Source organism: Pseudomonas sp. BJa5 (assembly GCF_030272875.2).
GTDB lineage: Bacteria > Pseudomonadota > Gammaproteobacteria > Pseudomonadales > Pseudomonadaceae > Aquipseudomonas.
The window spans coordinates 1-11,690 of the sequence record NZ_JALRNG020000015.1; the positions used below are offsets into that span (position 1 = coordinate 1).

Here is an 11,690-nt window from a genome sequence, read left to right on the forward strand (position 1 = left end):
GATGCAGGAGCAAGCGGTTTTGCCTACTTTTCCCAAGAGAAAAGTAGGCCGCCGTAAAGGCGGAAGGGGCCGGCCGCCTCGCTGCATGGAATGGATAAGCTCACAACCCAACACCCAACCCCAGCCCCCGCTCATGGGCTTTTACATGGTTCGGCGCTACTATCGGCAACGCTTTCCCTACAAAACAGACAACCAGGAAGTTTATGGACAATCACCTGTTATCCGTTCAGGAACTGGCCGCCCCCGAGGGCGTCTGCTATGGCTGCGGCTGCTCCCACCCCAGCGGGCTGCACATTAAAAGTCACTGGGACGAAGACGGCACGCACCTGATCTGCCGGCATTCACCCGACGGCACCTTTCTCGGCTGGCCGGGCCTGGTATATGGCGGCTTGCTGGCCATGCTGGTCGACTGCCATTCCAACTGGACGGCCATGGCCTGGCATTACCGTGCCGAAGGGCGCGAGCCGGGCAGCCTGCCGCGCATCGACTGCGTCACCGGGCATCTGGGCCTGACCTACCTCAAACCCACCCCGATGGGCGTCGAGCTGCTGCTCAAGGCCCGGGTAGAGGGTGAGGTAGGGCGCAAGACCCGGGTGATCTGCGAGGTCTGGGCCGGCGATGTACTGACCGTGAGCGCCGACTCGGTGTTCGTGCGGGTCGACACCGAGAAGCTCAAGCACAAGGCCCACGGTCAGGCCTGAGGCGTCTCAGCGCAAGCTGCCGGCCATCTGTCCGAGCACATCGAGCACAGCGCTGGCCAGGTCCTTGGAGCGCTGGCCGTTCCAGCCTGTTTTCTTGTCGGGATTGTCGTCGTGGTCCTTGAACGGCATTTCCAGGGTCAGCGACAGGCAGTCGTAGGCCTGGCCGACGCTGTTGGCGCCCAGGGTCAGGTTGGCCTGGCCGGGGGCCGAGCGCGGGTAGCCGTGTACCTGCTGGAAGTCGCGGGTGCGCTTGCACAGGTTGTCGCGGAAGGCTTGTTCCAGCGCTTCCAGACGTGGCGTGAAGCCGGGGTTGCCTTCGCAGCCAGCGGTGAATACATGGGGGATTTCCTCGTCGCCATGCACGTCGAGGAACATGTCGACGCCGTACTGCCTCATCTGCACCTGGGCGAACAGCACTTCGGGGCTTCTGTCGGTGCTTGCGTTCTGCCACGCGCGGTTGAGGTCCTGGCCGGCGGCGTTGGTGCGCAGGTGGCCGGCAATCGCGCCATCGGGGTTCATGTTGGGGATCAGGTACAGGTCGGCGGCCTGCAACAACGCCTGCACGGTCGGGTCGTTGTGCTGCAGGCGATCGATTACGCCCTCCATGAACCATTCGGCCATGTGCTCGCCCGGGTGCTGCTGGGCAATGATCCAGATCTTGCGCTTGCCGGCGGCGCCATCGCCCACACGCAGCAACGGGATATCACGGCCTTCGACACTGCGCCCGGTAGCCAGCAGGTCGACGCCAGGCAGGTTGCGGGCGCGCTCGATCAGTTGATTGTGGCGGGCACGGCTATAGGGTTCGAAATAAGCGAACCACACCTGCGGTTGCGCGGCCTTGAGGCTGAAGCTGAGCGCCTTGCCGTCGAACTCGGTTGGCACCCGGAACCAGTGTTGCTGATCGTAGGAGGCCACGGCCTGGTAGCCTTTCCAGGCCTGGTTGTAGGACGACTGCCCGGCATTTTCCAGGATGAAGTGGTGGTCGTGTCCCTTGGTCAGGCCACTGACCTTGAAGTGAAACCACTGGAAGTGATCGCTGCGGGTATCAGGCCGAATCGCCAGGCGGGTACGGCTCGGGTCGCTGGCGTCGCTGATCAGGATATTGCCGGAATCGAAGTCGCAATCGATATGCAGGGGGGACAGCGTCACAGTCATCACCAGGCTCCTGTAGAGTTGTTGTGAGGCTCACTCTACACGCCTGGCTCACGACCACAAACCGATTGCTGCCAATGCCGCCAGGCCCAGGCCGATGGCCACCGTGCAACCGCCCAGTGACAAGGCCGCGCGCGGCTGACGATACCAGGCGTCGCGTCCCAGTTGCCGGGCCGGGGCGAGCAGGGTGCGCCAGCGCAGTTCCACGGCATGGAAGGCGTCGCGGTGCGCAGGGCTGGCATCCAGCCAGCGGCGAAAGTCGATACGCTCGCTGGCAGTGACCTGCGGGCTCTGCAGGCGCACGTACCATTGCCCGGCCAGGCTTGCCAGCGCATCGGGCTGCGGTTGGACGCTGTGCAGGGCCTGGTTCATGTAGCGCTCCACGGTCAGCGCGGACAGGCCCAGGCGCTCGGTGATGGCGGCGAAATCCAACTGGTCGAGGCGGCTGAGCAGGAATACCTGCTGGACACGGCGTGGCAGCTTCTTCAGTTGCTGTAGCTGGCTGTGGTCCGTCAGGTCGTGGGAATGGGGGTGATGCTCAAGGGGCAGCAACAGACGGGTCATGTACAAGCTCCTTGCTGGTTGGGGGAGGGGGCGTCCTCCATGACGCAGGCCTAGCTTATTAGTAACGAGATTGATTCTCAAGTGCTAAATCTGCAAAGCGTGCTATCGACCTTCACCGGGCGATATTCTTTTGCTATCATCGCGGCCATTCAAGCAACACCCGCCTTCATTAGCCTGAAGAGCCAAAAAAAAAGACCCGGCGAAAAAGCCGGGTCAAAAACCGTGATTAGCCTGATGAGGAGATAATCTGAGAGTCCGACCTAAGGGCTGTCAGTTTATCCAACCAGTCTCGCGACCAGTTGCAAGCAATAATAATCGTTATCATTTGCAAGTCAAATGAATTTTCTGCCATTCCGTAAAAAAATCTTACCGAATGCGCTCCCTCCTACAATGCACGGCACCGACGCCGTCATTGCCTCGACTGCTCACGTTATTCCACTGTTGATTCAAGGCCGCAGATGATCGGCCGGCACGTGTTCGAGCAGGGTTCTGGCCATGTTGATCATGTGCACGACGGTCAGTGCCAGGTCCCTGGGCATGCCTTGCAGGCCATCGGCCGATTCGCAGGCGGTGGCCGCCGCACAGCGCAGCAGCTGGGTGGCGCGTTCGGCGGCCTGGGCGTTGCTCAGGCTGCCATGGGGAACCATCCAGGGAGTGTCCGGAGGCAGGGCCGCGGGGACGGGGTTGAGGTAGAAATCCAGTGCACGCCGGGCGGCGTCGCTGCTGCTCAGGGCTTCGCTGTCCAGGTTGATGTCCATGTCGGGAAAGGTCGGTTTCATTCGGCTACCTGCCATAGAGGGTGGGGAATCGGATGTCTGGACTAACAATAATACGTAATGTAGTTGTCTCGGCTTTTTAAATACTACAATTTGTGTATTGAGCGTCCGGGAGCAGTCCGTATCGTGCCAGCGATGGATAAATGGACTGATCTGGTCAAAGCCAGGATGCGTGAACTGAAGGTCACGCAGGAAAATCTCGCCGAACGCATCGGGGTCACCCAGGGCGCCGTCGGCCATTGGTTGCGCGAGGAGCGCGAGCCCAAGCTGCGGGTGCTCAACCAGATCCTGGTGGAGGTGGGGCTGCCGCCGCTGCAGATGGTGTTCCCGGCTCGTACAGCGGAAGACAGTGGCACTTACTCGGTATCGGGCAATCCGACTACAGTGACTGGCGCTGATGGCCTACAACACGAATTGTATTTTCGTTATCCCGTCCTGAGCTGGACAGGGCTGGACCTTGGGTCTTTGCCTGCGGACGCGGTGCGCCAGTCGACCGATTATCAGGCGCAAGGGCCGGCCTTCTGGTTGCGGGTGGAGGGCGATGCGATGACGGCGCCACTAGGGGTGAGTGTGCCGGAGGGCATGTTGATCCTGGTGGACAGTGGTGTAGCGGCTGCGCCAGGCAAGCTGGTGATCGTGCGGGCTTCTGGCAGCATGGCGACGACCTTTCGCCAGCTGATCGAGGAGGGTGGTCAGCGTTATCTTAAACCGCTCAATCCGACCTACCCGAAAACCCTGTGCACCGAGCAGTGCGAAGTGGTCGGTGTGGTAGTGCAGGCCTTGATGAAATTCCTGTAGGAGCGGGCTTGCCCCGCGATGAGGCCGGCACAGGCTTCACCGCAGGTATCGCCCAGCGTTGGCCACGGTGCGGCCAATCGCGGGGCAAGCCCGCTCCCACAGCGGAGCGACTCAGGCCTCGTCCAGTTCCACCAGCACCGCGCCTTCACTGACCATTTCGCCTTCCTGGCAGAACAGCGCCTTGACGGTCCCTGCCTGGGAAGCGCGGATGCTGTGTTCCATCTTCATCGCTTCCAGTACCACTAGCGGCGTACCGGCTTCTACCGCCTGGCCGACTTCCACCAGCACACGCACGATGCTGCCGTTCATGGGCGCGCCCAGGCCACCGTGATGGCTGTGGCTGGCATCGGCTTCGGCAATCGGGTCGTAAGGGGTCACCGTGTGCAGTTCGCCGTCCCATTGCAGGTACAGGGCGTCGCCACGGCGGATGGCCAGGTGCCGGCGGCGCAGGCCGTCGTGCTCGGTCATCAGGTGCTCGCCGTCGAGCTTCAGGGTCGGCGCTGCGCCCTGCACCAGGCTGATGGCCTGGGCCTGGCCATTGCAGTTCAGGTGCAGGCTGACTTGCGCCGGCACGCCTGCGCGGAAGCCGCTGCTGGCAGCCCAGGGCGAATGGCGATCATCGCTGCGCGGTTGTGCGGGCTGGCTCTGGATGTAGGCTTCACCCGCCGCCTGCCAGAAATCGGCCGGCAGTGCCTCGCTGGCAGGCAGCAGTTGCTCCTGGTAGCGCGGAATGAACCCGGTATCCAGCTCCGCCTCGGCAAAGGCCGGGTGGGCAAGGATGCGCCGCAGGAAGGTGATGTTGGTTTTCACCCCGCCAATGGCGAATTCATCGAGCATCGCCAGCAGGCGCAGGCGCGCCTGTTCGCGGGTCTGGCCCCAGGCGATCAGTTTGCCCAGCATCGGGTCGTAGAAGGGCGAGACGTTGTCGCCTTCGCTGACGCCGCTGTCGACCCGACGGCCTTCGCCCGGCGCCGATTCGCGGTACAGCGCCAGGCGTCCGGTGGCGGGCAGGAAGTCGTTGGCCGGGTCTTCGGCGTACAGCCGCACTTCAATGGCGTGGCCGTCCAGGGGCACTTGATCCTGGCTGATCGGCAGCGGTTCGCCGCAGGCCACGCGGATCTGCCAGGCGACCAGGTCCAGGCCGGTGATGGCCTCGGTGACCGGGTGCTCGACCTGCAGGCGGGTGTTCATTTCCATGAAGAAGAATTCGCCGCGGGCATCGAGGAGGAACTCCACGGTACCGGCACCGACATAGCCGATGGCCTGGGCCGCCTTGACCGCCGCCTCGCCCATGGCCTGGCGCTGGGCGCTGCTCAGGCCCGGGGCCGGGGCTTCTTCGACGACTTTCTGGTGGCGACGCTGGATCGAGCAATCGCGCTCGTTGAGGTACAGGCAATTGCCGTGCTGGTCGGCGAACACCTGGATCTCCACGTGGCGTGGCTTGAGTACGTACTTTTCCACCAGCATGCGCGAATCGCCGAAGGACGATTGCGCCTCGCGCTGGGCCGAGGCCAGGGCTTCGGCCAGCTGGCTTTCGCTCTCGACCACCTTCATGCCCTTGCCGCCACCGCCGGCGGTGGCCTTGAGCAGCACCGGGTAGCCGATCTTCTCGGCGGCGGCGCGGAAGGTTTCCAGGTCCTGGGCTTCACCGTGATAGCCCGGCACCAGCGGCACGCCGGCTTTTTCCATCAGGGCCTTGGCGGCCGACTTGCTGCCCATGGCGTCGATGGCGCTGGCCGGTGGGCCGAGGAAAATCAGCCCGGCCTGCTCGATGGCGCGGGCAAAGCCTGCGTTCTCGGAGAGAAAGCCATAGCCCGGGTGGATGGCCTGGGCGCCGCTGGCCTTGGCCGCCGCCAGCAGCTTGTCGATGTCCAGGTAGCTTTCGCTGGCCTTGGCGCCACCGAGGTCGACACGGATATCGGCCTCGCGGCTGTGCCGGGCCTCACGGTCGATGGCGCTGTGCACGGCGACCGTGGTCAGGCCCAGGGCCTTGGCGGTGCGCATGACCCGGCAGGCGATCTCGCCACGGTTGGCAACCAGCAGGGTGGTCAACGGGGTGCGGCTCATGGGCGCGGCTCCTTGTTCGACGGCTCGGTCTGCCAGGCCGGGGTGCGTTTTTCCAGGAAGGCGCGCAGGCCTTCCTGGCCCTCGGGGCTGACCCGGATGCGGGCAATGGCGTTTTCGCAGTAGCGACGCAGGGCCGGGGTCAGTTCACCGTGGCCCACTTCACGCAGCAGCTCCTTGCTGGCGCGCATGGCCTGGGGGCTGTTCTGCAGCAGGTTGTCGATCCATAGTTCGACCTGTTGCTCAAGCTCCGCCGCCGGGTAGGCTTCGGCCAGCAGGCCCAGCTCGCGGGCACGCTCGCCGCTGAAGCGCTCGGCGGTCAGGGCATAGCGGCGTGCGGCGCGCTCGCCCATGGCCTGCACCACGAACGGGCTGATCACCGCCGGGGCCAGGCCGATGCGCACCTCCGACAGACACAGTTGCGCTTCCAGGCTGCCGATGGCCATGTCGCAGCAGCTGATCAGGCCCAACGCACCGCCGAAGGCCGCGCCCTGGACTACGGCCAGGGTCGGCACCTTGAGCTTGGCCAGGTTGTACATCAGCTCCGCCAGTTCGCGGGCGTCATCCAGGTTGGTGTTGTAGTCCAGGGCCGCCGACTGCTGCATCCAGGCAAGATCGGCCCCGGCGCTGAAGTGCCGGCCACGGCCGCGCAGCAGGACGAAACGCAGCCCGGCGTCCTCACCGATCTGGTCGATCGCCAGGATCAGTTCACGGATCATCTGCGCGTTGAAGGCGTTGTTCTTGTCTTCCCGGCTCAGCCACAGGGTGGCGAAACCACGGGGGTCCTTGATCAGTTCAAGGGTAGTGAAGTCGCTCATGGTCACATCCGGAAAATGCCGAAACGGCTCTGTTCGATCGGTGCGTTGAGGGCAGCGGACAACGCCAGGCCAAGCACATCGCGGGTTTGCGCAGGGTCGATGACCCCGTCGTCCCACAGGCGGGCGCTGGAGTAGTAGGGGTGGCCCTGGTGTTCGTACTGGTCGAGGATCGGCTGCTTGAGGCGGGCCTCGTCTTCGGCGCTGAACGGATGACCGCTGCGCTCACTCTGTTCACGCTTGACCTGGGCCAGTACGCCGGCGGCCTGCTCGGCGCCCATCACGCCGATCCGGGCGTTGGGCCACATCCACAGGAAGCGCGGGTCGTAGGCACGGCCGCACATGCCGTAGTTACCGGCACCGAAGCTGCCGCCGATGATCACGGTGAACTTCGGCACCTGGGCGCAAGCCACCGCGGTCACCAGCTTGGCGCCGTGCTTGGCGATGCCGCCGGCCTCGTACTTCTGGCCGACCATGAAGCCGGTGATGTTCTGCAGGAACAGCAAGGGGATGCCACGCTGGCAGGCCAGTTCGATGAAGTGCGCGCCTTTTTGCGCAGCTTCGGCGAAGAGGATGCCGTTGTTGGCCAGGATCGCGATCGGGTAACCGTGCAGGTGGGCGAAGCCGCACACCAGGGTGGTGCCGAACAGTGCCTTGAACTCGTCGAAGGTCGAACCGTCCACCAGGCGGGCGATCACCTCGCGTACGTCGAAAGGCTGCTTGGCGTCGGCCGGGACCACGCCATACAGCTCCTGGGCGTCGTACAGCGGGGCGATCGGCGTGCGTTGCTGCACCTTGCCCAGCTTGTGCCAGTTGAGGTTGGCCACGCAACGCCGGGCAATGGCCAGGGCGTGCTCGTCGTTGTCGGCGTAGTGGTCGGCAACGCCGCTGGTCTTGCAGTGCACGTCGGCACCGCCCAGGTCTTCGGCGCTGACCACCTCACCGGTGGCGGCTTTTACCAGGGGCGGGCCGGCGAGGAAGATGGTCGCCTGCTGGCGAACCATGATGGCCTCGTCGGCCATGGCCGGCACATAGGCGCCGCCGGCGGTGCACGAACCCATCACCACGGCGATCTGCGGAATGCCCAGGGCGCTCATGTTGGCCTGGTTGAAGAAGATCCGCCCGAAGTGCTCGCGGTCCGGGAACACTTCGTCCTGGCGCGGCAGGTTGGCGCCGCCGGAGTCCACCAGGTACAGGCAGGGCAGGCGGTTCTGCAGGGCGATGGCTTGGGCGCGCAGGTGCTTTTTCACCGTCAGCGGGTAGTAGGAGCCGCCTTTGACCGTGGCGTCGTTGGCCACGATCATGCATTCGACGCCTTCGACCCGGCCGATGCCGGCGATCACGCCGGCGGCCGGTACGTCTTCGCCGTAGACTTCATGGGCGGCCAGCTGGCCGATCTCCAGGAACGGCGAGCCCGGGTCGAGCAGGCGGTCGATACGTTCGCGCGGCAGCAGCTTGCCCCGCGAGGTGTGCCGCTCCTGGGCCTTGTGGCCGCCGCCCTGGTGGACCTTGGCCAGCAGGGTACGCAGGGCCTGGACCTGTTCGAGCATGGCCGCGCTGTTCTGGGCAAATTCCGCCGAGCGCGGGTTGATCTGGGTGTGCAGGATAGCCATGGGCGCCTGGTCCTTATGCTCAGCGGGTTTCGTTGAACAGTTCGCGGCCGATCAGCATCCGGCGGATTTCGCTGGTGCCGGCGCCGATCTCGTAGAGTTTGGCGTCGCGCAGCAGGCGACCGGCCGGGAACTCGTTGATGTAGCCGTTGCCACCGAGGATCTGGATCGCTTCGAGGGCCATCTGGGTCGCGCGTTCGGCGGTGTAGAGGATCACCCCGGCGGCGTCCTTGCGGGTGGTTTCGGCGCGATCGCAGGCCTGGGCCACGGCATACAGGTAGGCGCGGCTGGCGTTGAGCTGGGTGTACATGTCGGCGATCTTGCCCTGGATCAGCTGGAACTCGCCGATGCTCTGGCCGAACTGCTTGCGGTCATGGATATAAGGCACCACCAGGTCCATGCAGGCCTGCATGATCCCGGTCGGGCCGCCGGACAGCACTACGCGCTCGTAGTCCAGGCCGCTCATCAGCACCTTCACGCCGCCGTTGTGGGCACCGAGGATGTTTTCCTTCGGCACTTCGACGTTGTCGAAGAACAGCTCGCAGGTGTTGGAGCCACGCATGCCCAGCTTGTCGAACTTGTTGCTGCGGCTGAAGCCTTTCCAGTCACGCTCGACGATGAACGCGGTGATGCCGTGGGGGCCCTTGTCCAGGTCGGTCTTGGCGTAGATCACGTAGGTGTTGGCATCCGGGCCGTTGGTGATCCAGGTCTTGCTGCCGTTGAGGACGAAATGGTCGCCGCGCTCCTCGGCGCGCAGCTTCATCGACACCACGTCGGAGCCGGCGTTGGGTTCGCTCATGGCCAGGGCGCCGATGTGCTCGCCGCTGATCAGCTTGGGCAGGTACTTGGCCTTCTGCTCGGCGTTGCCGTTGCGGTTGATCTGGTTGACGCAGAGGTTGGAGTGGGCGCCGTAGGAGAGGGCGACCGAGGCCGAGCCGCGGCTGATCTCTTCCATGGCCACCACGTGGGCCAGGTAGCCCAGGCCGGCGCCGCCGTATTCTTCGCTGACGGTGATGCCGAGCAGGCCCATGTCACCGAACTTGCGCCACATGTCGGCCGGGAACAGGTTGTCCTGGTCGATCTGTGCGGCGCGGGGCGCCAGCTCATTCGCGACGAAGGACTGAACCTGGTCGCGCAGCATGTCGATGGTTTCGCCCAGGGCGAAGTTCAGGGTCGGATAGCGCATGCGAGGCACCTTCTGTTGATTGTTCTTGGAGTCGGGTCGGTGTGGAGTCAATCGCGGGGCAAGCCCGCTCCTACAGGGTGGGAGCGGGCTTGCCCCGAGATTGGCCGGTATCGATCACCTTTACGTTAACGTAAACCTGCATTCGGTGGCTGTCAATCGCATCATGACCTTTACGTTAACGTAAATATCAGCCACAGTAAGTCCCGCTTGAATCAGCTCCCAAAACAAACACAACAAGGGATCGCCATGAATCAACCGAGCTATACCCAGGGGCGTCAGGACAAGCCCTTGCTGGCCATGACCATTGGCCAGGCGTTCGACAATACCGTCTCGCGCTTCGCCGAGCGCGAGGCCCTGGTGGTGCGCCACCAGCAAGTACGCTACAGCTGGCGGCAACTGGCCGACAGCGTCGACCAGCACGCCCGGGCGCTGATGGCCCTGGGGCTCAAGACCGGCGATCGCCTGGGGATCTGGGCGCCCAACTGCGCGCAGTGGTGCATTGCCCAGTTCGCCACGGCCAAGATCGGTGTGATCCTGGTCAACATCAACCCCGCCTACCGCACCAGCGAACTTGAGTATGTGCTCAAGCAGTCCGGTTGTCAGTGGCTGATCTGCGCCGGGGCCTTCAAGTCCTCCGATTACCACGCCATGCTCGCCGAGCTGCTGCCAGACCTGGGCGGCTACACGCCTGGCCAGTTGCACAGCGAGCGGCTGCCCGAGCTGCGCGGGCTGATCAGCCTGGACGCCACGCCGCCGGCCGGTTTCCTGCCCTGGGAGCAGCTGGCCGCACTGGCGGCGCAGGTCGAGCCGGCCGACTACCTGGCCCGCCAGCAGAGCCTGCAGTTCGACCAGCCGGTCAATATCCAGTACACCTCCGGCACCACCGGCTTCCCCAAGGGGGCCACCCTCAGTCACTACAACATCCTCAATAATGGCTACATGGTCGGCGAGAGCCTGGGCCTGACCGAGCAGGACCGCATGGTGATCCCGGTGCCGCTGTACCATTGCTTCGGCATGGTCATGGGTAACCTGGGCTGCGTGACCCATGGCAGCACCATGATCTACCCCAACGACGCCTTCGACCCGGTGCTGACCCTGGGCACCGTCGCCGAGGAGCGGGCCACCGCGCTGTATGGCGTGCCGACCATGTTCATCGCCATGCTCGACCATCCCCAGCGCAGCGATTTTGACCTGTCCAGCCTGCGCACCGGCATCATGGCCGGGGCGACCTGCCCGATCGAGGTGATGCGCCGGGTGATCGACCAGATGCACATGAGCGAAGTGCAGATCGCCTACGGCATGACCGAAACCAGCCCGGTGTCGCTGCAGACCGGCCCCGACGATGACCTGGAGTTGCGCGTGACCACAGTGGGGCGCACCCAGCCGCAACTGGAGAGCAAGATCGTCGACGAGCACGGCTGCATCGTGCCGCGCGGGCAGATCGGCGAATTGTGCACCCGCGGCTACAGCGTGATGCTCGGCTACTGGGGCAACCCGGCGGCCACCAGCGAAGCCATCGACCCGGCGGGCTGGATGCACACCGGCGACCTGGCGACCATGAACGAAGCGGGCTATGTGTGCATCGCCGGGCGCAACAAGGACATGATCATTCGCGGCGGCGAGAACATTTATCCGCGTGAGCTGGAAGAGTTCTTCTTCACCCACCCGGCGGTGGCCGACGTGCAGGTGATCGGTATTCCCGATGACCGCTATGGCGAGGAGATCGTCGCCTGGATCAAGTTCCATCCGGGGCACGGTGCCAGCGAGATCGAGCTGCAACAGTGGTGCAAGAACCGCATTGCCCACTACAAGACCCCGCGCTACTTCCGCTTTGTCGACGAGTTCCCGATGACGGTGACGGGCAAGGTGCAGAAGTTCCGGATGCGCGAAATCAGTATCCAGGAGCTGACCTCGCAGTGAGTCCATCGCGGGGCAAGCCCGCTCCTACAGCTTGTAGGAGCGGGCTTGCCCCGCGATCAAGACTGTCTAAGCTTTCACCGGTGGCACGGTCGGCCTGACCTCGC

At 64.4% G+C, this 11,690-nt stretch carries 10 protein-coding genes; 3 read left to right on the top strand and 7 right to left on the bottom strand.

Annotated features, from left to right (window positions below):
* Nucleotides 1-203: 203 nt before the first annotated feature.
* On the top strand, nt 204-701 hold the full coding sequence (locus M2D63_RS10870) for a PaaI family thioesterase (RefSeq protein ID WP_285862894.1): 498 nt from the start codon (nt 204-206) through the stop codon (nt 699-701).
* A gap of 6 nt (nt 702-707) precedes the next feature.
* On the opposite strand, the gene M2D63_RS10875 is transcribed toward M2D63_RS10870, so the two are convergent.
* From M2D63_RS10875 to M2D63_RS10885, 3 genes are all read right to left on the bottom strand, one after another.
* Nucleotides 708-1,856, bottom strand: a complete 1,149-nt coding sequence (locus M2D63_RS10875; RefSeq protein WP_285862895.1) for a M14-type cytosolic carboxypeptidase — start codon at nt 1,854-1,856, stop codon at nt 708-710.
* A 48-nt stretch (nt 1,857-1,904) separates the two neighbouring features.
* Nucleotides 1,905-2,417, bottom strand: a complete 513-nt coding sequence (locus M2D63_RS10880; RefSeq protein ID WP_285862896.1) for a DUF4880 domain-containing protein — start codon at nt 2,415-2,417, stop codon at nt 1,905-1,907.
* Nucleotides 2,418-2,863: 446 nt separating this feature from the next.
* Nucleotides 2,864-3,196 (bottom strand): DUF6124 family protein, encoded by a 333-nt coding sequence (locus M2D63_RS10885; RefSeq protein ID WP_285862897.1) that lies wholly within the window; start codon nt 3,194-3,196, stop codon nt 2,864-2,866.
* Nucleotides 3,197-3,328: 132 nt separating this feature from the next.
* On the opposite strand from M2D63_RS10885, the gene M2D63_RS10890 reads away from it, so the two are divergent.
* Complete coding sequence (locus M2D63_RS10890; RefSeq protein WP_285862898.1) at nt 3,329-3,991, top strand: LexA family transcriptional regulator; 663 nt, start codon at nt 3,329-3,331, stop codon at nt 3,989-3,991.
* A 111-nt stretch (nt 3,992-4,102) separates the two neighbouring features.
* On the opposite strand, the gene M2D63_RS10895 is transcribed toward M2D63_RS10890, so the two are convergent.
* Genes M2D63_RS10895 through M2D63_RS10910 form a run of 4 tightly spaced genes read right to left on the bottom strand, consistent with a single transcriptional unit; the run spans nt 4,103 to nt 9,666 of the window.
* Nucleotides 4,103-6,058: an acetyl/propionyl/methylcrotonyl-CoA carboxylase subunit alpha gene (locus M2D63_RS10895; protein ID WP_285862899.1), complete on the bottom strand. Its 1,956-nt coding sequence runs from the start codon at nt 6,056-6,058 to the stop codon at nt 4,103-4,105.
* Complete coding sequence (locus M2D63_RS10900; protein ID WP_285862900.1) at nt 6,055-6,873, bottom strand: gamma-carboxygeranoyl-CoA hydratase; 819 nt, start codon at nt 6,871-6,873, stop codon at nt 6,055-6,057. Before M2D63_RS10900 ends, M2D63_RS10895 begins: the two co-directional genes overlap by 4 nt.
* Nucleotides 6,874-6,875: 2 nt before the next feature.
* Nucleotides 6,876-8,483 carry a carboxyl transferase domain-containing protein gene (locus tag M2D63_RS10905; RefSeq protein ID WP_285862902.1) on the bottom strand — a complete coding sequence of 536 codons (1,608 nt, stop codon included), beginning with the start codon at nt 8,481-8,483 and terminating at the stop codon, nt 6,876-6,878.
* A gap of 19 nt (nt 8,484-8,502) precedes the next feature.
* Entirely contained in the window at nt 8,503-9,666 is a 1,164-nt protein-coding gene (locus M2D63_RS10910; RefSeq protein ID WP_285862903.1) for an isovaleryl-CoA dehydrogenase, read from the bottom strand.
* A gap of 246 nt (nt 9,667-9,912) precedes the next feature.
* Here M2D63_RS10910 and M2D63_RS10915 point away from each other — a divergent pair, with 246 nt between their 5' ends.
* The gene (locus tag M2D63_RS10915; RefSeq protein ID WP_285862904.1) at nt 9,913-11,586 is read left to right on the top strand and encodes an AMP-binding protein; all 1,674 of its coding nucleotides are present in this window, start codon (nt 9,913-9,915) and stop codon (nt 11,584-11,586) included.
* The last annotated feature ends 104 nt before the right edge of the window (nt 11,587-11,690 follow it).